This is a genomic window from Myroides sp. (assembly GCF_032073645.1).
Classification (GTDB): domain Bacteria; phylum Bacteroidota; class Bacteroidia; order Flavobacteriales; family Flavobacteriaceae; genus Flavobacterium; species Flavobacterium odoratimimum.
The window spans coordinates 269088-288553 of record NZ_DAMANB010000001.1 but is presented as its reverse complement, the minus strand read 5'-3'; the positions used below and the strand labels follow the sequence as shown (position 1 = coordinate 288553).

The following is a 19466-nucleotide window of genomic DNA, read 5'->3' as shown; positions in this document are numbered from 1 at the left end:
TATAGAACATTATTCTTTCCTTACAAAGAACCATCCTTTATAACAATTAAGTTCTCTAATAGGAGCTGTGTGCTGTACAATCTTTATATGCTGATATAGGAGCTGAGGCAGAGAGGCCAATATCTCTGTGACAGCGATATCTATAGTCTCATAATCCTCTTCTGTAGGGACGGTACTTGTATAAACATATAGAGAGATTGTATCTTCTGTATAGTCATAAGCGATAGCCCTGATATGATGATCTATGACACCTAAGAAAGCAGGTATCATGGCTAATAGTATATCTTGTTGTATCATAGTGTATATTTATAAACAGTGCTGAAGGGCATGGAGCACACACTCTTCTAAAGAGGCAAATGATTTACAGTTCTCTTTATATAAGGGAGCTTCCCAGTCATAATTAGAAATAACTTGTACACAGAAATGCCCATCGACATCAAACTCTGGATACCAACCAATATCAAGTAAGGTATGGTTACCAAACTCTGCTTGAAACAAATCTTCTTTTAACTCATCTATTACCTCAGCAGGAGAGCCATTAAAATTTAAATGAGATAAGGTGTCATACGTGATGATACCTTTATGTTTTTCTATAAGTAACTTTATCATTTAGAAGATGTATTTGTATTTGAGCATATTGCTTGTTATTGAACTCGATTTCGGACAATGTCTATTATAATACTTGATATGGTGTTAGAAAATTCATTTTAGTAATTGAATTACCCTGGTTAAAAGTAGTTTATTTTAAAAGAATTATATCTGTTAAAAAATCAATTCATCTTTTGAAGAATAGAAAGCATAAGTAAGTGTACAGCTAAAAGTAGGATTATAAACAATAACTGTACAGCTATAGTAGGATGAGACAGTCTTTTTTTGATGTGGTCGCATAGTGGTCGGCTTGTGATCGCATAGTGGTCGCATAATTTTAGCCTATTTTAATGCGACCACTATGGTATCACTATCCCATAATATTACTATCATGCTGTGCCTTCTTAGTACGTGAATAGTTGGAGTAGGAAGTTTAAGGAGATGGAGAGCTTGTATTGAGGAGATTTTGTTAGAGCGAGATATCTTATTTGAACCTAATTATTAGCAGTAGAGTAGGTGTTTTCTTATCCCTGATTATAGCTAATTATGTCCTATATCGTGTAGTTTACTATGGTTTATGATTATAGGATTTGATATATAGGGGTTAAAATCTTTTCTTTGGAACAACTAAACTCTTTAACTAGATGATTGCACAAGAAAAGAGATTGTCCTATCAGTATTCATTAGGGCATCTGATACTAAATATATTGTTGACCATTCTGTTTTGTAGCATTGTTACAATCAGTCATGATGTTGGAGATTATTGGTTTGTGATTATAAAGTATGTAATTACGGTGTTAGTTACATGTATAACAGTGAATCAGGTTATATATCTCTGTACTGCTTATATAAGAGGAGATAAGCTGATACTCAAAAAGTATTTTAGAAGTGAGAAACAGTATACAGCTAAACAGCTAGTCAATATAAAAAAGTATAATCTTGGGCGTATTCACCTCATCATGGTATCTATGAAGAGTGTAGATGGAAGCATAGAAAGATATATGATTATGAATATCTATGCATGGTATGCACAGTCTTTATATGATGCAGAAGAGGAATTGAGTAATTGGTCTAAGAAGTAAAGAACAGTGTTATAACCTGAAGTAGATAGAATAAAAATATCCCCCATTAGAATAGATAAGGTATTGGGAATGGTGATGTAAGTAATCTATAAAAAAGAGAGTTTTGGGAGCATTCTCTTGATATGACAATAATAGATTACCTTACAGGAAATACAATACTTACCTACTAATGAGGGATACGATGTGCGCAGTGCTGGGGAGAACACTGAGTTAGTAAAGACCTTTTATAAACTGATAGTCTTTTTCTTCTTTAATTTCTTTTTTCCACATCTCTTTATTCTTAGAAGAGTAGAGATAGATTTTAATCACCTTAGAAATGATAACACCTGAGATGATCAGTATGGCTAAGATGAGAAATAGTGATATCGTAATAATCATAATCTACTTATTTAATGTTTAAGATATATTGAGTCAGATCTTCCATATCCGTATCATTGATCTGAGGGAATGGAGGCATCTGTGGTGCATCAGGACGTTTCTTACCTGGAGACTTAATCCACTTGATTAGATCCATTTTATTGTCTGCATATATTTCTTGCATTTCTGTCACAGGAGGCCCTACTAGTGGTGCCTTCTCTTTATGACAGGCAGCACAGTAGCTATTAAAGACTGCTTTACCCTTAGCTGTATTATCACCAGAAGCTTCGGCAGTAGCTATCGCTTGTTTTTCTTCTTCTTGTTGGTTAGCTGCTTGTTCTCTAGCTTCTTTTGATGCTTGTTCAAATTCGGCTGTCTTTTGAGCCATCAGTTCTCGGTGTGGGTTGATAGCATTCGCTCTATAGACATGACGTCCACTTCCCATGAATACGACTACAATCCCCATAGAGATCACTATTCTTCTGAAGTATCTGTCTAGTTGGTCATCTGTACCTCTTAGTGTTTTGATCATATAGTACACTGCATATACAGCTACAGCTACACCAGATAAGATCACTCCCATCATAGCCCAACTAAACCCTTTGGCAGGTAAAGTAGCCATCACGATAGGACCAAATAGGAATTGAGCTACAGATGCTCCTAACGCTAACTGATATCCAAGACGTTTAACCTTCGCTCTAGTGAATACTTTAAAATATTCTTCAAAAGGATAGTTCTTACGCCCCATATACCAAGTGATAAATAGACCTGTCAGGGCTAGTGAAGCACAGATAAAATGGAAGTATCTCGGGAATACATTTGGCAGGGCTAAAGCAGATAAGAATCCTCTTACACTCATCCATTTCTCAGGGAATAACATCAGATTGATATTCACTAAGAAGATTAGGGGAATGAATAAGAACATAATTACTGCTAGAGCATTGATAGATATGTGTAACAATTTCATATTCGCCATTGCTTCCCAAGTGTACTTGTGTAAGTAGGTCAATAGGAAAACAATCGCTACCATAGGGATAATCAATATCCACATAATCCCTGTCAAGGAGTTAGCTGTGTAAAAATAAATGGTGTACAGTGCATTAATACTCAGTAGAGGAGCTACCCCTAGTACTACAGCTAATGATTTGTTTACTGTTATTGTCGCAGCTATTTCTTGTGCTAGTACATCGTATTCTTTGTTTTTAAGTCCTTTTATTTCTGCCCATAGCGTAGCTATAGAACCTCCTACCATTAAGTTTACAAACACAATATGTGCTAAGAATGAAACTACTAATAGAATAACTAGTAACCACTCTGGTAATGGTAAGTCTAAGGGTATATCTTTAGGTAATGGAGTATTATTCATTTTTGTTATTGTTTAATTTTTGTTCTATAAAATGTTCTACAGAGTGAGTAGGGTTAAGATGTGCTCCAGCACTCTGCGCCCCTTCTAGTGTCGCACCACTCTGTTGTAAATAGAAAATATAATGGGCTAGTGCATCTAGTTCTTCTTCGTTACCTGGATAAGGAGGCATATAGGTTCTACCGTTGTGCATATTAGGTATATACGCTTTCATCGAGTTGATATCTAAAGGCTTTCCTATTCCATACATTTTTTCGAATACATATATGATAGAGTTAATCCCCTGACTGGTATGACATCGAGAACACGCTATCATAAACACATCTTTACCAGCCTCTAGTTTATTCTCTTCTGTAATCTCTGTGATAGAGGTATAAGTAGAGTGCTTCAGTATACCGTCTCGCTGTAGCAGAGGATAGTCTTCTTCTCTGATCAGGTTAGAGTACATATAGTTACCGATGACATAAGGCTTACGGATAAATTCTCGTACACGTTCGAATATTCCTAAGAAACCAAGCGATAGTACAAAAGGAATAATCACAATGATAAGATTGACTTTCTTAGGTTTCCACAGTGTCCAGATTGCTAACAGAGCTAGTGAGCTAGTTGCTATTAGGATAATGTATTTTAATAAATCATAGTATTTAGCAAAGTCCATAGTACCTACCGCTGTACTCATATTCGCTGTCATCGCATCAGGTATCACGTTATAGTAATAAATAGAAGCTAGAATAGATAGTGGTAACCATAGTAATACCCATATAGCTGTAGTCTTAAGAGCCGTAGGTCTGATAGCACTAGACTTCTTAGTGAACAACATAATCAGTAAGAAACCAAAGGCTCCTGCTACAACCATCGCTGTAGGTGTTCTAAATAATAGCTGAGGTAAGTAAATAGGGTTAGTCAATGCACTTACTAAAGATTGTTCTTGTATCCAGTTACCAGGATCCATCATAAATCCTAATATCGCTACGATAATAGCCATAGTCAGCCATGAGAATCCAGAAAGGAACCAACCGAATCGGATATGGCGTTGTTTAGCACGTAGAGATTTATTAGAGTTCTTCCATGTTAAGAAATAGATCATGATAAAAACTACTTCTAATACGAATACAATCCATTCTGTAAACCATCCCCAGTAGAAAACACGGATTAAACTACCAATAGAGTTAGGACTAATTAGTGCTGCTGAGAACCATATACCGACTCCTGTCATCGCTCCCATCGTGGTTGTGATCACAAAACCGACCATCATCATACGGTGTACCATCTTATCCCAGGCAAGATCAGTGATGTCTTCTGGTCCACTTTTGACTACTCCTTGTTGTTCTAATAATGTAATATAAGGCAAGAACCCAACGGCTAGCCCATGGTTTATAAATACGTGAATAATCGCTATCATCGCAATGAGGAAACGATCGTTCAACCAGTCTAAATGAAATAGAGGGAAATCCATAATGTATTATTTTTCAGCAAAGTTAGAACCCTATCTACTGAAATATATTACACTAAACGTGGTGATATTTACACTAATCAATTTAGAACAGTGTGATAAAAGCGAATTGTATTTAAGTAATCAATTCTTAGTTCTGTTTTCTAAATTCTTCAGGGGATAGCCCTGTATTCTTTTTAAAGAATCTAGAGAAGTAAGCATTGTTCTTAAAGTCGAGTTCGTAAGAGATCTCTGTAATCGATAAATCGGCATTGACCAATAATCGTTTGCATTCTAAGATAACTCTGTTACGGATAACTTCACCTGCTGTTATACCTACTACTTTTTTGCATAAAGAGTTGAGGTGATTAGGAGTGATGTGTAGCATATCAGCATATTCTCCAGGCAATCTCTTTTCTATAAAATGATCTTCTACAAGCTTCTCAAAATTCTTGATGATGAAGTGTGCACCCTTCGTCTCATTTGGTTCTTCTGGCTCGAATACTTTTTTGACTAAGAATAGCTGTGTCTCTAAGAACAGTTCTAGCATTAAGACTTTGATATAGTCTTTCTGTAAAGGTTGGTTTTCTGTATAGGCATAATACATCTTCTCGAACTTCGTGTGTAGTGTCTCATAGCACTTCTCACAAGAGAACTTAGAGTACTGCGCATTACCTCCGAAGAAGGTAAACTCCTTTAGATAGTTCGGGTTAACTAAGAATGTACGCAGAAAGTTATCATTGAAATTGATAAGAAACCCTTTGGTACCAGGTTCGAATTCCCATTTGTGTACTTGCGAAGGGTTGAGATAAAATAAGCATTTCTCCTCAATAGAGAATTTCTCAAAGTCAATAGAGTGTATTCCCTTCCCTTCTGCTACGAAGAGGATCTGATAGAATGCATGTCTATGAGGAGCAGATACCATATTCGGTCTATTAGAAATAAACTCTTCAAGTCGATATACTACACAGTCTTGTGATATATTGTTATTGTCGAGTAGGTTACAGATGTTGTAAATTGGAATACTATTGTTCTCCATATTTCTAATATTTTAGGCAAAGATAGGAATATGTTAAATTCTTTAAATGGTGATTGAATAGAAATAAGTTATGGTGTGATTAAGATTTAGTACTTTAGGAGTGATATTGTCGTTTATATATAAACATATTTAAAGCCTATAATCCATATCAAATGAGTCAGAATAATTATAATCCAGAATATATAAAAAGTCTGTTTAATCAGATGAGTGGTTCTTATGAACGGATGAATTATATTACTTCATTTGGATTCTCTATTCGTTGGAGAAGGCAGTTGATTAAAGAATTAAAACCTACACCCGAAAAAGTAGAAGTAATAGACCTTATGACGGGGATAGGGGAAATGTGGGGTGTTATAAAAAGAAATTTCCCACAGGCTAAGCTATCTGCTTTAGACTATAGCGATGAGATGATTAAAAGAGCAGAGCATAGAAATCAGACAGAGTATAAGGGAGAGGTAGATCTACTTCATCAGAATGTATTAGTGAGTAGCTTGCCTTCAGAACACTATGACTATGTTACTTGTGCTTTTGGTTTAAAGACATTTAATGAAGAGCAAATTCAAATATTGGCTAAGGAAGTAGAAAGAATACTCAAACCGAATGGGCAATTTGCTTTTATAGAAGTTTCTGAACCCAACAATAGTATACTTAAATTCTTTTATGGTTTTTATTTAGGGAGTATTGTCCCTGTATTAGGGGCTTTATTGTTGGGAGGAATTAATGAATATAAGATGCTGTGGAGATATACGAATAAGTTTAAAGATGTGACTAAGAGTGCACAATGTTTTGAGTCAGTAGGACTACACGTTAAAAAGCATTCTTATTTCTTTGGTTGTGCTACAGGATTTAGTGGATATAAGAAATTAATATAAAGGGAATAACAAGTGGATTTTAGAAGTAATAAGTTATGGAAATAAAGATAACCACAGAGATAGATGATCATAATGCGATGGCTATTAAGGAGATATTATCTTCTTATAATGTAAGTCATACGACACATTTATCAGCTTGTATCAATGAATCACTAGAGGTTACTTTAGTAGAAGAAGGAGAGGTAATCGGAGGGATATTAGGACGTTCATTATGGGGAACACTAGAGATACAGAACCTCGCTGTGAAAGAGAGTCATAGAGGACAAGGCCTTGGTAAGAAACTCATGTTAGCAGCAGAGCAGGTAGCTGTAGAACGCAACTGTAAGTATATATCACTGAATACTTTTTCGTTTCAAGCTTCTTACTTTTACCAATCTTTAGGTTATGAGATTTTTGCAGAAGAGAAGGACTATCCTTTAGGATATTCTAAGATATATCTGCGTAAGGTGTTGGTGTAGTGTTCTCTGAAAAAGGAGTAGAAACTTTTGTAATTGTGTAAAGTGTTGATTTTTTGTTTGTTAAATGTTGATTAAATAAGAAGTAATGTATGTTAGATACAGTTTTTTACTCGGTTGAATAGTAGTATCTTTGCACTCCAAAATTAGATACAGTGAATACAACAATAGCATTTATAACTCCTCCGTTTACGCAGTTAAACACACCTTATCCAGCGACAGCATATATTAAGGGGTTTCTGAATACCCTAAATATAGATAGCTACCAAGCAGATTTGGGAATAGAGGTTATATTGAAATTGTTTAGTAAACAAGGTTTGATAGACTTGTTCGACTATGTACATGAACACATAGAAGAAGTATCACCTAATATACATCGTATTCTTGCTTTAGAAGAGGACTATATCTCTACTATCGACGCTGTAATTGCATTTTTGCAAGGGAAGAACTCTACATTAGCACATGCTATCGTACAAGAGGATTATCTTCCACGAGCATCTCGCTTTGAACAACTAGAAGAATTAGAATGGGCATTCGGTACGATGGGAATACAAGATAAGGCGAAGCACTTATCTACACTGTACTTAGAGGACTTGTCTGATCTGATTGTCGAGACAGTAGATACCAACTTTGGGTTTAGTAGATATGCTGAGCGATTAGGTCGTTCTGCGCATACCTTTGATGAGATGTATGATGCACTACATCAACCTTTGACTTATATTGATGAGATTACGCTTGATTTATTACAACAGCTAATAGATAAGACTAATCCTAAGATAATGGGATTCTCAGTACCCTTCCCTGGTAATTTATACAGCAGTTTTAGATGTGCTCAGTACATTAAGAAGAACTATCCTCATATCAAGATCACGATGGGAGGAGGGTTTCCGAATACGGAGTTACGCTCATTAAAAGATGTGCGTGTATTTGAGTTCTTTGACTTTATCACCTTAGATGATGGAGAGGCTCCATTAGAGAACTTGATTCTCTATGTAGAAGGAAAGATAGCACAAGAGGAGTTAAAGCGTACGCTTATCGCTAAAGATGGAGAGGTAGTGTATATCAATAATCCACTGAAGCGTGACTATAAACAGGCTGAGGTAGGTACTCCTGATTATTCAGACTTACTATTGACAGAGTATATCTCTGTGATAGAGGTAGTGAATCCAATGCACCGTATGTGGAGTGATGGACGATGGAACAAACTAACGATGGCACATGGATGTTATTGGGGTAAGTGTACCTTCTGTGATATTAGTTTAGACTATATCAAGGTATATGAACCAATAACGGCAAAGCAGATCGTAGACCGTATGCAGACGTTAATTGAGCAGACGGGAGAGACAGGCTTTCACTTTGTCGATGAAGCAGCACCACCAGCACTAATGCGCGAGGTAGCGTTAGAGATTATCAGACGTAAACTAACGGTATCATGGTGGACGAACATCCGCTTTGAGAAAAGCTTTACGAAAGACTTGTGCTTATTATTAAAAGCCTCTGGATGTGTAGCTGTATCAGGAGGATTAGAGGTAGCCTCAGATAGATTATTAAAATTAATAGATAAGGGAGTTACGGTAGAACAAGTAGCTCGTGTGAATAGAAACTTTACAGAGGCAGGTATCTTAGTACATGCTTATCTAATGTATGGTTTCCCAACACAGACTGCACAGGAGACAATAGACAGTCTAGAGATGGTGCGTCAGTTGTTTGAAGCAGGAGTAATGCAATCGGGCTTTTGGCATCAGTTTGCGATGACTGCTCACTCACCAGTAGGGATGAACCCAGAGGAATACAAGGTAGAGCGTGTAAATGCTGAGATGGGAACATTCGCTAATAACGATGTACCTCACATAGAGATGAATGGTGCAATACACGATAAGTTCTCCTTTGGACTGAAGAAGTCACTGTTTAACTTTATGCATGGGATGTGCTTTGATATGCCATTACATGAATGGTTTGATTTTAAAGTACCTCGTACGAGTATATCACCTGATTATATATTCAGTTGTTTAAACAACGAACCTTTGACGGTATGTAAACCAAATCAAAAAGTAGTATGGTTAGGGACATTCCCTTATATTGAGTACTTCGAAAAGAAGAAAAAGAACAGAGTGTTTGAAATGGCTCAATTGGTGTTCTATACTAAAAAAGAGACGATAGGTGTAGATGTAGATAGAGTGGTAGGGGATTGGTTTGTACATTTTGTCGAGACTTTGAAGGAGAAAGCTTCTCAAACAATGACTTATCAAGAAATGAAAAAGAGCTTTGAAGAGTTTACGAATGAAGACTTTGAGCCATTCTGGTATTCTAAACCAGCACAAGCATTAAAAGATATGGCACTACTAGTGCTTTAGATATAGAAAGCCTCGCATTTGCGAGGCTTTGTTATTCTTATTGTTGAGGTTTATCTTGTTCTTTTAAACTAATGTTCATAAAGATTGTTCTGTGATTTGCTTTGATAACAGTATCTTTAGCAGGAGTTCTGTTGTATTGTACAGGTTTTAATTTATGAATTGCACCAGTGATAGGGTCAACAATAAGTCCTATAATCCCTCCCAAACCAATATTACCAATGTACCAAGCATTAAAGCTTCTTTCAAAATCAGTTTTATAAGTGTCATATCCTTCACTTGCTATCTTAAGTGTATAAGATTGGTTTTTCTTTAGTTTAGTATTGTATGGTGTTTTACCTACTTCTTTATTGTCTATATAGACTGTAGAGTTCGTAGGAGTAGAGTAGATCTCTATTTTTTGTTTGCTTCCAGATACGATAGTAGCACAACTTGTATTTAATAATAGTAATGCAGAAGAGATTAGTAAGAGTGTTTTTTTCATTAATTGTTATTTTTAAGTGTTTGTGTTTTATAATAATCAACGTTCACTCTATGGCAAGTGCTCCATAGGTTAGGGCGTTTGTGTTTTGTTATTTTAATGACATCTGCTCCAAAGTCTTGAGCAATTTTACGAGCATTATTTAATATATAATTTAGGTTACAGTTGACAGAAAAACCTGAATCTCCAAATTTGCTACTACCTACTTTTGTATTTGGTGTAGGAACTTCTTCATTAAGTTTAAGTACTATAACTTCTGTATTAAGAGGTGTGTTAACTTTTGTAGTAGTCATAGTAGTACTCATCGAAGAACTGCATGCTCCAAGAGCTATACAAGTGATTAAAAGAAATATTTTTTTCATAGTAGGTAAATTTGGGCGCAAATATAGTAGTTAAAAATTATAAAAAAATTAAGAGGATGAAGTATTATAAATATTTGTAAGGAGTGATGATTTGTATTTTATATATTCCTTTTAAAAATAGAAAAGCTCCGTTATAAACGAAGCTTTTGGTTTTAATTATAATAATAGCAGTTTTTTATTTCTTGTGCATATTTGCAAAATGCTTAATATCAACTTCTGCATTAGTAAACTCTTTATTACTAGCATTAGTCATAATGTCTCTATCATTGACGAAAGAGTTTATTTTAATAAAAGTCATTAGATTTGGATCATTTAGTTTCTCTACAGTTAAGAAAGCATAAGTTTGATCTGTTGTAATCTTTGGAGAAGTAAATTCTTTGAAGTCTTTTATCACTAGCTTTTTTAGGATGGTTTTATTCTCTTTACGATCATAAGTACCATAGGTGATGATTACATCTATTGTATGTTCTTGTTCGCTGTATGTTTTAATTGTAAAATGGACATTGTCATCATTAGAAGAAACGTTGTCATCATTAGAACAAGAGAATGTCAATAGAAGAAAGAATAGTGAGAATAATTGAGTTAGTCTTTTCATAGTAATTTTTAATTATCAATAAAGATAATGCTTTAAGTGTTACTTAATAGCTAATGCTTTGATTTGTAAACATGTTTTGTAATTACGTGTGGTAGCAGTTACCTTTAGTTTATTCTCTATTAGAGTATTGTTAATCTTCGTTTTTCCATATCCAATATTTGCGACGAGGTATATTGCATTATCAGTAGTATGTAGTAATTCTAAAGTATCTTTCTTTTCTTCAAGGCTGTTAATTCCCTCTTGTTGAGGCGTACCATCTATAAAAGTGAGATATAATTGTGCTAGTTCTTCTTCTTTAGTAAAAGGATGTTGTGCAAGTATTTCTTCGAACTGATCAATATCTAGAGTAAGAATAGGTACCGTGAGGTTTAGTGTACTCAGTATTTTATCTTGTATCTTTTTTGATAGTATTGAAGAATCTACTTCTACAGACTGGTATATTATATTCCCACTCTGAATATAAGTCTGGACATTGTGTAAACCTAAGTCAACACACAATTGTTTTAATACATTCATTTTGATGATGTTCTTGCCACTGACATTTATTCCTCTGAGGAGTGTGATATAAGTTTTCATGATTACTCATCTAGTTTCTTTAATCCTTGTTCTGTTTTATAAATAATAAATGCTAAACTGAGTATCATCGGTAAGAAGTATATATTGTTTAATAGCTTTGAGTAAGTAGGAAGTAGATAAGAAATACCACTGTATATACCCGTACCTATACCTAAGTATACAAAGTACTTACCACTTAGCTTTTGTGCAAACTCCCAGTTGCGTTGATTCTTCATCGCACGGTGTGTGCGATACCCTAGTATGCTATTTATTGTTTTGACATGAGGAACTAGTAGTCCTAAGACAATAAATAGACACATAAATATAAGTAGTTCTGTTGCTATCATAGTGTGATTAGTATTACAAAAATTAGTACTGCTATAGGTATAATGATATCAAAAGGTTTTATAGGATCAGTAGAGTATTTTTTCTTCGTATAAATATTTACTCCTAATAGAAATACTAAAGGTAAATACATGACAAAAATATCCCTTATAATTTCCAATCCAGTCCATTGATATAGTGCTGCACCTATTAAAATTATTAATGCTGCAATTCTTAGAGAATTATTGAGTATACGAACTATGTTTTTTATATCATAGAGCTCTTGCTTCTCTTTACTCATTGTGTTATACCCTGCTAATAAGTATTTTGCTGTTTTTGGAGTAAGGATAAAACTCATTATGAAAAATAATGCAGATGTTATTAAGATAGGCTCCATATTATTTCTTTATAAAGTTAACAATAGTAGGTACTAGTTCAGTGTGAAGAGGCACATCAGGCTTCATGTATAGTGCTAAGTTCTCCTCCTCTTTTACAACTGTTTTTAGTACGTGATTCATTCCTTTTATTGTCACAAGAGTTGCAGTAGGTACAGCTTGTTTTAAGTTGTCTCCCTGATCTGTTTTGACTTGTAAGTCTTTATCTCCTTGTAAGATTAAAATCGGTTGTTTTACTTTTTTAAGCTCTACAGTAGGATCATACTTCATCCACGAGATAAGGTAAGGCTGAGCAGAAGTGCGATATAAGCTTTGTAGCATAGGAGGGATGCTGTCTACTATTTCGCCTTTTCTAAGTTTAGCGTGAATGTCTTCTATTGATTTTGCAAAGAAAGGCGCTTGTGCTGTTATCTGTTTATACAGTACTTTATCAACTGATTCTCCTGGCCCTTGTAGTGAGATAAGCTTTGATACAGCACTATTGTCTTGGCTAGCTAATGTAGCTACCATGGCTCCTTCACTGTGCCCTATCAAGATAATATTAGGATAGTCCTTTTTGAAATAGTCAATAACTATATTTAAGTCACTCACATTGTCTTCAAACTTAATATCTGCCTCATTAATAGTCTGGTTCTTCATCTGAGCGAACATCCTCTTGTTATACGTGAAGGTGTTGATACCATTCTCTTTTAGCCCTTGGGCAAGGTACTTATACGAGTTCGCATTTACTCCAGCAGGATTGTTTCCATTCTTGTTAGTAGGACCAGAGCCTGCTATTATAATGGCAAGTTGTTTACTGTCTTTATTCGCTAAGTATAAGTCCCCATCAATTTCACTGTCTACCTGAACAGCTGTTTGTGCAAAGCTAAATGTAGTAGCAAAGCATAAGGTAAGTGTAGTTAATAGTTTTTTCATAGTGTTGTTGTGTTGGTTAATATAATGTAGTGATTAGCCTTGTCAGAGTATCTACAAGTAAGATGATTAGTACGAAGGCAATAATCATATATTTCTTTTTGAGGTGTGTAGCTAGTTTGAAACCTTGGTAGATATAGTATCCAAAACCAACTAGACAGAGAATACTAGCAAATGACGTAATGATAAAATAAACAAAACCTTGTGGATTACTTTTGAACAATATTTCAGGATTAGCAATATTGTCAATAAGTTGAAGAGAGAAATCACTTAGGTATCCATTGATATCAAATAGTACACTTATATCTAGACATATACGTGCAATCAACACGGTGTTGAGTATATCTATTAGTCGAGTCTTTTTGTTGATGATTTTTCCAAATACAAATAAAGCAAGTGTCATTACTATTGTTGTGATAGCAAAGTCACTCAAGGTTTGGACAAGTGTAGGTGCTGATTTGAGAGTTACTTGTTTTAGAATTGCTATACTACGCATATGAGTTAATAGTTGAAGACAACTAATAACTACTCCAGTTAGTACACCGATTGCTAAGAGCGTTTTATCTTGTATGCTTTCAAATGGTTTAAGAATATAGTTTTTTGTCATAAGGTTGTTGGTTAGTAGTTGATTATTCTTTTTTCTGTAGTTGCTGGATATGTTCTATCATGTCATCTAGTTTGTTTCGAACAGTAGGGTAACTGATATTCATCTGTTGTGCCATTTGCTTTAGACTCCCACTGTTTAGAAAGAAAGCCAGTATAAATTCTTGTTCTTCTCTACCCAACTGTAAGAGGAGTGGGAGAGAGAAGTTACCATTGACAATAGTCTGACAGTGCTCACAAGAAAGCTGGGTGACCTTTAGTTCACTTTCACAACTAGGGCAATGTATAGGTAGTTTGGGCTTAATTGACATAATGTGGATAGTTTGTTTAGTTTTATTGAAGTCTAATTTAATAAAATTAATATTTATATCAAAATAGTTAATTAAAATAAATGAGAATGATACTTCTATAAAACAAAAAAATCCCAAGTATAACACTTGGGATTTAATGGTTCTTATCTAAGAATATTTTTATTCATAATATGCACTAGCAGTAGCTTCTACTGCCGCTGCGTCAGCTGCTACAGCAGTAGCTGCTGCATCTACTGCATAGTCATAAGGACTACTGTAGTATGACATTACATTATACTCATTGTTTGGGTATAAGTTTTCTAGTTTTATTTTTTTACTAGCCAATGGGTTTAAACTATGGTCTCCTTTTTTAACCTTCGCTTCCATTTTAAATACCTCTTTATTATCATCCGTATTTAAAATACTGATCGTATAAGTACCTTTTTTATTACTTAGTACTGTGTACTTAGAAGTATCTTCAGAAGCTTCGTATGAAGAATAATAGTTGTATGGTTCATAATTAAAGTCTACTATACCTACAGAACCATCTACTAATGTTCCGTCCTTAAAAGTAGCTTGATACTTCACCTTACCATTTTCATAGTACTGGTATGCTCCATCTAGCTCACTATCTGTAAGATTATATTTATACACTATAGCTTCTGTTTCTGCATGATAGATAGTTCTCTCAAATGAAGTATTAGTTCTATAATGCTCTTCCATTAGTAAGTTCGTAGGAGAATAAGCATCATCTACATTGTAAACTTTTACATAAGTTAACTCTCCATTCTCAAAACCTTTAGTGGTGAAGTTTATATATGACGCTTCAGTTAACACTCCTTCATAAGGAACTCCCTCATTATAAGTCAGCGTAGATAATACTTCTCCTTCACTATCGTAGTAAGTAGATACACCATGTATCACATTATCTTTATACTCACTAGATGTTTTCAGAGTACTATTCTCATAAGACTCTATTTTAGTAAGGTCACCTTTATCATCATAGTAGTTGATATTGATAATCTCATCTCCACTAGAGTACTTAATAGTCTCTTTACCTACTTTATGTCCGTTTTTATAAACAGTTTCTGTTTTGTAATACGAGTCTATGATAGTCACTGTTCCTTCATAAGGAACACCTTCTTTATAAGTAGCTGTAGAGATTATTTCTCCTTTTTCATTATAGAATTTACCTTGCTTATTATAGTCGATATCAGCCTGTAAGAAATAAGAGTTACTAGCGTATGAGTTACTACCTGTTTTTAACGCATATCCCTTTTTAGAAAGAAGGTTTCCATCTTGTAGTTTCTCGATAGAAGTTACTTGTTTATCATAAGATAACTCTATACGAGTTCCTGTCTGAGGGATATAGTCATATGTACCTATTTCTTTCCCTGTTTTGTCGAAATGTGTTTCTTTTACAGGAGTATAAGAGTAGGAGTTAGGTGAGTAAGTAGATACCTTAGCTTTTTTACCATTGTCATGATATTCTACTTCTTTGATTAACGCATTGTTAGAATAGTATGACTCTGTTGACAATACTGCTTTATCAGCATTAGTATCATAATCAGCTTGATATACTAATAATTCTTTTTCATACTTAGCAACAGTAGAAATCAAATCATTAGATAATACATATCTAGTACCAGTGATATAAGACATAGATCCATAGATAGGGTCTAGTTTAAAGTCAATACGACCTATCTCTTTCCCCTTTTGGTCATAGTATACAGAAGTATTGTTTTTTGTAACCTCGAATACTTTACCGTTTTCATACGTTTCTGTTCTTTCTACTAGTTTGCTGTTTTTATAGATAGAGCTTACATTCCCTACTATCATAGTCCCTTCTTTAGGAGTATATCCATCCTCGTTATAAGTGATTTGTCCTTTAGAACTACCATCTTCATTGAAGTATTCTACTTTCTGGATATAACTCTCTTCATTGCTATACGTGATAGATTTCACTGCATTCTTTTTAGGGAATGTATAGTATTCTTTTACCAGTACAGGTACGTTTTGTTTATAAGTATAGATAGAGTAGATCTCATCAGGATGACTATCATACGTATTGAATATGTAGTTTGTTCCTTCCTGATAAGTAGAGTATCCATCGTCTTCTAGTTTACTTGTAAAGGTACCCATCTCTTTACCCGCTTGATCATAGTATACATCTGTTGTTACATTAGCTACAGTTGTAGATTTACTCTTCACTTTTCCTGTTGTATAGTAAGCCACAGTAGAGATCATCGTTCCTTCTCCATATTCGCTGATAGACTGTACTGTGAAGCTGTCATAGTCTAATGCAGTCACGTACCCATCATAAGGTGTCCCACCACTATAAGTAGCTTGTTGCTTTACCTCTCCATTTACATCGAAGTATTTCTCCCCTGTGATATAATTATTCTCATCGAAGAAATAGGCGATATAGTTCTTTTCATTTTTAGGATTGATGATCTCATAGCGAGTATATATACCTCCTTCAGCTTCTACATAGATATATGTTCCTTGCCAGTTATAAATAGCCTGACCATCTTGAATCATATTATCACTATAAGTACATATATATTTATTGCCATTACGAGGATCTATAGTCTCTGCCTTAGCGATCATATTATCCTGATCATATGTATAAGTAGCGTCTATTTTTCCTTCTTTATTATAGTAGTTTACAGCTCCTGTGTATAGAACTTGTCCTCCTTCTTGAAGAGTTCCTTTCCCTTTACTCTCTATCTTCTTAGAAGCTGCATTATATACCTCTATTGATTTTAGTGTCGGTTCGCCTTTGATATCTTTTGCAATTTTAAAAGATTCAGCATTTTTTCTAGCTGTTACATAGTCATAGCTATCTACCCAGATAGTATCTCGTGCTACCTGACTGAACATCGGTGTAGAGAATAAAATGGCTAATGAGAAAATCTTTTTAATCATAGGTTCTTTTTTAAATGGTTTTGTTTGTGTCTTATCGAGGGTAAAAGTAAAGAAGTCTCCCTTATTATTTTCGCATATTAGCAATATTTTATGGTCTGATTCACAAAATCACTATTTTCAGTGAGGCGCTTAGTGCGTATCTGGACTAGCTCATATTATTAAATCTGTGTTATCTATTTGATCAAAAGGAGTATTACATTTGTAGTAACAGTAAAGGATAATAGTCTAAAGTAAAATCTAACTGTTGTTTAGTTCATGATATCCCTTAGTAACAATCTTTGGGATATCCTTTTTTTAAATCGAGAAGTATGAAAACTAGAATAAAGGATAATTTAGCAAGTTTAGAAAAGCGTATTACAGCAGCATGCGCACACAGTGGTCGTTCTAGAGATGAGGTACAACTATTGCTCGCTACTAAGACGGTAGATGCAGATAGAATAAAGATAGCGATAGAGGAGGGATACCCTCTGATAGGAGAGAATAAGGTACAAGAGCTAAGAGATAAGTATGAAGGTATAGGCACTGATAATTGTACTAGACACTTTATCGGACATCTACAGACCAACAAGATCAAAGATATCCTGAAGTATGGAGTAACTTGCATAGAGTCTATAGACCGCATCAGTGTAGTAGAAAAATTACAACAACTATTAGAACGAGATAACAGAACAATAGATGTATTAATCCAAGTGAATACTTCTGATGAAGATAGCAAGTTCGGGGTAGCACCAGAAGCGGCTGTTGAGTTTATAAAAGAAGTAGCTACGTATGATCGATTACACATCAAGGGACTAATGACAATTGGCTTATTCAGCGCAGAAGAGAGGTTGGTACGCCCTTGTTTTAAAATACTAAAGAAAGTACAACAAGAGGCGATAGCGCTCCAACTACCTAATGTAGAAATGAAAGAACTCTCTATGGGGATGAGCCATGACCTAGAAATAGCGATTGAAGAAGGGGCTACCATCGTGAGAGTAGGTACTGCCATCTTCGGCGAGCGCATTTATCCAGATAGCTACTACTGGAACGAAGAGAAGAATATAAAGTAACTCAATCCAATAAAAAAAGCCTTCTTTTGATCAACAAGAGAAGGCTTTTTAAATTTATATAAAAACTACAATGAGGAAGTTATTCCACTACCTCAATTTTTTTCTTTTTAAATAATAGGTTGCTATTCATTAGTACGATAGCTCCTAGTATCATTAATATTCCCATCCATTGAATGAAGATAACTTCTTCTTTTAGTACAAAGAAAGCTACTGTCACGGAAGCAGGTAGTTCTAATGAAGAGATAATACTTCCTAGGCCAACTCCTGTCAATGGGAATCCCATATTCAAGAATATAGGAGGTAATACAGTACCGAATAAGGCTAATATAAGTCCCCATCCGTAGAAGATACTCCAGTCAAAATCACGGATACCAGAAGTATTGTCTGAGAACATCGTATAGAAGCTCATCATCGCATCAGAGTTATTAGGCCCTATCTGTGTTATGATCACAAAGATAGATACGATAGTCGCTGCACCACATAGCATAAACATACTTCGCTTAGGAGCTGCTAAGTGATTAGCGATACGCCCTGAAGCAAATAGTGTAGTAGCAAAAGAGCACGCTGCCATAAAACCAAATATCACTCCTCTAATATCTAACTTGATTTCACTAAACAATACATTAGTCGCTAATACTGTCCCTGATAAGATTAAGATAACAGAGATTATTTTTAAAAGATTAGGAAACGTTTTAGTCGCGATACTGTCTAATACGATACCGATCCACACAGACTGCATTAAGAGAACTACTGCGATAGAAGCATCGATATAACTCACAGCCATATAATATAATACAGAAGTGAATCCCATCGAAGTACCAGCTAAGATTAATTGTCTAATATCTTTAGAAGTCGCCTTTTGTTCATCACTAGACTTCTTGCGTAGTACATTGATTAAGGTCACACAGATTAACCCAATAAGTACTTGAGACAATGTTACTTCTGCAGTCGTATATCCCTGTGCATAAGCCAGTTTTACGAACGAAGCTAACATACCGAAACTAGACGCTCCGATAGCAACTAAGAAAACACCTTTTGCTGTATTTTGTTCTTTCATTTTTATTACTTTTTGCGTGGCAAAGGTAGTCATATTTTTTTCAGCAGTCTAGGACAAATGTCTAGCGCTATACTTCGGTTAGGAATTAAAAATTGTAAATTAAGAATGTTTGTTTTAATGCTCCTATAAGCCATCTATATCTAGGTTGGCTTGCACTTTCTAGGGGGTTGCTAGGAGTATCCTTGGGGTTTACTTGCCTAGAAGTCCATTTTGTCGAAGAAAGGTGCAAGAATACCCCTAGAAATGTGCTAGTATAGTAAGACGAAAAAGAAAGATTAGCTTGTAGAAAGTGTAAGAGAGGGATGGTGTAGAGATAAGAAAGGACTTTTAGATAAGTCAATAAAATCAAGTGAAAAATTATGGAGGCATAGTTTAG

Annotated in this window: 22 protein-coding genes; 5 read left to right on the top strand and 17 right to left on the bottom strand. The window is 34.8% G+C overall.

The genetic code is table 11. The features are described from left to right. Nucleotides 1-9: 9 nt before the first annotated feature. Both RT228_RS01360 and RT228_RS01355 read right to left on the bottom strand, forming a co-directional pair. Nucleotides 10-297, bottom strand: coding sequence for a hypothetical protein (locus tag RT228_RS01360; RefSeq protein WP_006257088.1), 288 nt, complete (start codon nucleotides 295-297; stop codon nucleotides 10-12). A gap of 9 nt (nucleotides 298-306) precedes the next feature. Continuing rightward, nucleotides 307-609, bottom strand: a complete 303-nt coding sequence (locus tag RT228_RS01355; RefSeq protein ID WP_006257087.1) for a hypothetical protein — start codon at nucleotides 607-609, stop codon at nucleotides 307-309. Between the two features lie 623 nt (nucleotides 610-1232). On the opposite strand from RT228_RS01355, the gene RT228_RS01350 reads away from it, so the two are divergent. Further along, nucleotides 1233-1670 (top strand): hypothetical protein, encoded by a 438-nt coding sequence (locus tag RT228_RS01350; RefSeq protein ID WP_006257086.1) that lies wholly within the window; start codon nucleotides 1233-1235, stop codon nucleotides 1668-1670. A gap of 210 nt (nucleotides 1671-1880) precedes the next feature. Here RT228_RS01350 and RT228_RS01345 read toward each other — a convergent pair whose 3' ends face one another. From RT228_RS01345 to RT228_RS01330, 4 genes are all read right to left on the bottom strand, one after another. After that, complete coding sequence (locus RT228_RS01345; protein WP_006257085.1) at nucleotides 1881-2048, bottom strand: hypothetical protein; 168 nt, start codon at nucleotides 2046-2048, stop codon at nucleotides 1881-1883. 7 nt (nucleotides 2049-2055) lie between these two features. Beyond that, nucleotides 2056-3393 (bottom strand): c-type cytochrome, encoded by a 1338-nt coding sequence (locus RT228_RS01340; RefSeq protein WP_006257084.1) that lies wholly within the window; start codon nucleotides 3391-3393, stop codon nucleotides 2056-2058. Further along, complete coding sequence (locus RT228_RS01335; protein WP_006257083.1) at nucleotides 3386-4846, bottom strand: c-type cytochrome; 1461 nt, start codon at nucleotides 4844-4846, stop codon at nucleotides 3386-3388. The genes RT228_RS01340 and RT228_RS01335 overlap by 8 nt, the downstream gene beginning before the upstream one ends. A gap of 127 nt (nucleotides 4847-4973) precedes the next feature. Continuing rightward, nucleotides 4974-5861, bottom strand: coding sequence for an AraC family transcriptional regulator (locus tag RT228_RS01330; RefSeq protein ID WP_006257082.1), 888 nt, complete (start codon nucleotides 5859-5861; stop codon nucleotides 4974-4976). A 152-nt stretch (nucleotides 5862-6013) separates the two neighbouring features. On the opposite strand from RT228_RS01330, the gene RT228_RS01325 reads away from it, so the two are divergent. From RT228_RS01325 to RT228_RS01315, 3 genes are all read left to right on the top strand, one after another. Next, nucleotides 6014-6733 (top strand): class I SAM-dependent methyltransferase, encoded by a 720-nt coding sequence (locus RT228_RS01325; RefSeq protein ID WP_006257081.1) that lies wholly within the window; start codon nucleotides 6014-6016, stop codon nucleotides 6731-6733. Between the two features lie 35 nt (nucleotides 6734-6768). Then, a complete protein-coding gene (locus RT228_RS01320; protein ID WP_006257080.1) occupies nucleotides 6769-7191 on the top strand; it encodes a GNAT family N-acetyltransferase in 423 nt (140 codons plus the stop codon). A 152-nt stretch (nucleotides 7192-7343) separates the two neighbouring features. Beyond that, nucleotides 7344-9542 carry a B12-binding domain-containing radical SAM protein gene (locus tag RT228_RS01315; protein ID WP_006257079.1) on the top strand — a complete coding sequence of 733 codons (2199 nt, stop codon included), beginning with the start codon at nucleotides 7344-7346 and terminating at the stop codon, nucleotides 9540-9542. A 37-nt stretch (nucleotides 9543-9579) separates the two neighbouring features. Here RT228_RS01315 and RT228_RS01310 read toward each other — a convergent pair whose 3' ends face one another. From RT228_RS01310 to RT228_RS01265, 10 genes are all read right to left on the bottom strand, one after another. Beyond that, nucleotides 9580-10023 (bottom strand): PEGA domain-containing protein, encoded by a 444-nt coding sequence (locus tag RT228_RS01310; protein WP_006257078.1) that lies wholly within the window; start codon nucleotides 10021-10023, stop codon nucleotides 9580-9582. Then, nucleotides 10023-10382, bottom strand: a complete 360-nt coding sequence (locus tag RT228_RS01305) for a hypothetical protein (RefSeq protein ID WP_058699319.1) — start codon at nucleotides 10380-10382, stop codon at nucleotides 10023-10025. Before RT228_RS01305 ends, RT228_RS01310 begins: the two co-directional genes overlap by 1 nt. Before the next feature lie 175 nt (nucleotides 10383-10557). Further along, on the bottom strand, nucleotides 10558-10977 hold the full coding sequence (locus tag RT228_RS01300) for a hypothetical protein (RefSeq protein ID WP_006257075.1): 420 nt from the start codon (nucleotides 10975-10977) through the stop codon (nucleotides 10558-10560). Nucleotides 10978-11016: 39 nt separating this feature from the next. Further along, a complete protein-coding gene (locus RT228_RS01295; RefSeq protein ID WP_006257074.1) occupies nucleotides 11017-11553 on the bottom strand; it encodes a DUF1697 domain-containing protein in 537 nt (178 codons plus the stop codon). Between the two features lie 2 nt (nucleotides 11554-11555). After that, a complete protein-coding gene (locus RT228_RS01290; RefSeq protein WP_006257073.1) occupies nucleotides 11556-11879 on the bottom strand; it encodes an SdpI family protein in 324 nt (107 codons plus the stop codon). Then, nucleotides 11876-12253 carry a DUF3784 domain-containing protein gene (locus RT228_RS01285; protein ID WP_006257072.1) on the bottom strand — a complete coding sequence of 126 codons (378 nt, stop codon included), beginning with the start codon at nucleotides 12251-12253 and terminating at the stop codon, nucleotides 11876-11878. Before RT228_RS01285 ends, RT228_RS01290 begins: the two co-directional genes overlap by 4 nt. Nucleotide 12254: 1 nt before the next feature. Continuing rightward, nucleotides 12255-13166, bottom strand: a complete 912-nt coding sequence (locus RT228_RS01280) for an alpha/beta hydrolase (RefSeq protein WP_006257071.1) — start codon at nucleotides 13164-13166, stop codon at nucleotides 12255-12257. A gap of 16 nt (nucleotides 13167-13182) precedes the next feature. Beyond that, nucleotides 13183-13770, bottom strand: coding sequence for a hypothetical protein (locus RT228_RS01275; RefSeq protein WP_006257070.1), 588 nt, complete (start codon nucleotides 13768-13770; stop codon nucleotides 13183-13185). A gap of 22 nt (nucleotides 13771-13792) precedes the next feature. Next, nucleotides 13793-14077: a DUF2089 family protein gene (locus RT228_RS01270; RefSeq protein ID WP_006263001.1), complete on the bottom strand. Its 285-nt coding sequence runs from the start codon at nucleotides 14075-14077 to the stop codon at nucleotides 13793-13795. Between the two features lie 159 nt (nucleotides 14078-14236). Further along, the gene (locus RT228_RS01265) at nucleotides 14237-16984 is read right to left on the bottom strand and encodes a toxin-antitoxin system YwqK family antitoxin (protein ID WP_006257068.1); all 2748 of its coding nucleotides are present in this window, start codon (nucleotides 16982-16984) and stop codon (nucleotides 14237-14239) included. A gap of 308 nt (nucleotides 16985-17292) precedes the next feature. On the opposite strand from RT228_RS01265, the gene RT228_RS01260 reads away from it, so the two are divergent. Then, nucleotides 17293-18033 (top strand): YggS family pyridoxal phosphate-dependent enzyme, encoded by a 741-nt coding sequence (locus tag RT228_RS01260; RefSeq protein WP_006257067.1) that lies wholly within the window; start codon nucleotides 17293-17295, stop codon nucleotides 18031-18033. Between the two features lie 79 nt (nucleotides 18034-18112). On the opposite strand, the gene RT228_RS01255 is transcribed toward RT228_RS01260, so the two are convergent. Continuing rightward, complete coding sequence (locus RT228_RS01255) at nucleotides 18113-19090, bottom strand: EamA family transporter (RefSeq protein WP_006257066.1); 978 nt, start codon at nucleotides 19088-19090, stop codon at nucleotides 18113-18115. Nucleotides 19091-19466 lie beyond the last annotated feature (376 nt).

Coding starts and splice junctions, on each gene's coding strand:
- RT228_RS01360 (WP_006257088.1), bottom strand. CDS start 297: ATGATACAACAAGATATACTATTAGCCATGATACCTGCTTTCTTAGGT.
- RT228_RS01355 (WP_006257087.1), bottom strand. CDS start 609: ATGATAAAGTTACTTATAGAAAAACATAAAGGTATCATCACGTATGAC.
- RT228_RS01350 (WP_006257086.1), top strand. CDS start 1,233: ATGATTGCACAAGAAAAGAGATTGTCCTATCAGTATTCATTAGGGCAT.
- RT228_RS01345 (WP_006257085.1), bottom strand. CDS start 2,048: ATGATTATTACGATATCACTATTTCTCATCTTAGCCATACTGATCATC.
- RT228_RS01340 (WP_006257084.1), bottom strand. CDS start 3,393: ATGAATAATACTCCATTACCTAAAGATATACCCTTAGACTTACCATTA.
- RT228_RS01335 (WP_006257083.1), bottom strand. CDS start 4,846: ATGGATTTCCCTCTATTTCATTTAGACTGGTTGAACGATCGTTTCCTC.
- RT228_RS01330 (WP_006257082.1), bottom strand. CDS start 5,861: ATGGAGAACAATAGTATTCCAATTTACAACATCTGTAACCTACTCGAC.
- RT228_RS01325 (WP_006257081.1), top strand. CDS start 6,014: ATGAGTCAGAATAATTATAATCCAGAATATATAAAAAGTCTGTTTAAT.
- RT228_RS01320 (WP_006257080.1), top strand. CDS start 6,769: ATGGAAATAAAGATAACCACAGAGATAGATGATCATAATGCGATGGCT.
- RT228_RS01310 (WP_006257078.1), bottom strand. CDS start 10,023: ATGAAAAAAACACTCTTACTAATCTCTTCTGCATTACTATTATTAAAT.
- RT228_RS01305 (WP_058699319.1), bottom strand. CDS start 10,382: ATGAAAAAAATATTTCTTTTAATCACTTGTATAGCTCTTGGAGCATGC.
- RT228_RS01300 (WP_006257075.1), bottom strand. CDS start 10,977: ATGAAAAGACTAACTCAATTATTCTCACTATTCTTTCTTCTATTGACA.
- RT228_RS01295 (WP_006257074.1), bottom strand. CDS start 11,553: ATGAAAACTTATATCACACTCCTCAGAGGAATAAATGTCAGTGGCAAG.
- RT228_RS01290 (WP_006257073.1), bottom strand. CDS start 11,879: ATGATAGCAACAGAACTACTTATATTTATGTGTCTATTTATTGTCTTA.
- RT228_RS01285 (WP_006257072.1), bottom strand. CDS start 12,253: ATGGAGCCTATCTTAATAACATCTGCATTATTTTTCATAATGAGTTTT.
- RT228_RS01280 (WP_006257071.1), bottom strand. CDS start 13,166: ATGAAAAAACTATTAACTACACTTACCTTATGCTTTGCTACTACATTT.
- RT228_RS01275 (WP_006257070.1), bottom strand. CDS start 13,770: ATGACAAAAAACTATATTCTTAAACCATTTGAAAGCATACAAGATAAA.
- RT228_RS01270 (WP_006263001.1), bottom strand. CDS start 14,077: ATGTCAATTAAGCCCAAACTACCTATACATTGCCCTAGTTGTGAAAGT.
- RT228_RS01265 (WP_006257068.1), bottom strand. CDS start 16,984: ATGATTAAAAAGATTTTCTCATTAGCCATTTTATTCTCTACACCGATG.
- RT228_RS01260 (WP_006257067.1), top strand. CDS start 17,293: ATGAAAACTAGAATAAAGGATAATTTAGCAAGTTTAGAAAAGCGTATT.
- RT228_RS01255 (WP_006257066.1), bottom strand. CDS start 19,090: ATGAAAGAACAAAATACAGCAAAAGGTGTTTTCTTAGTTGCTATCGGA.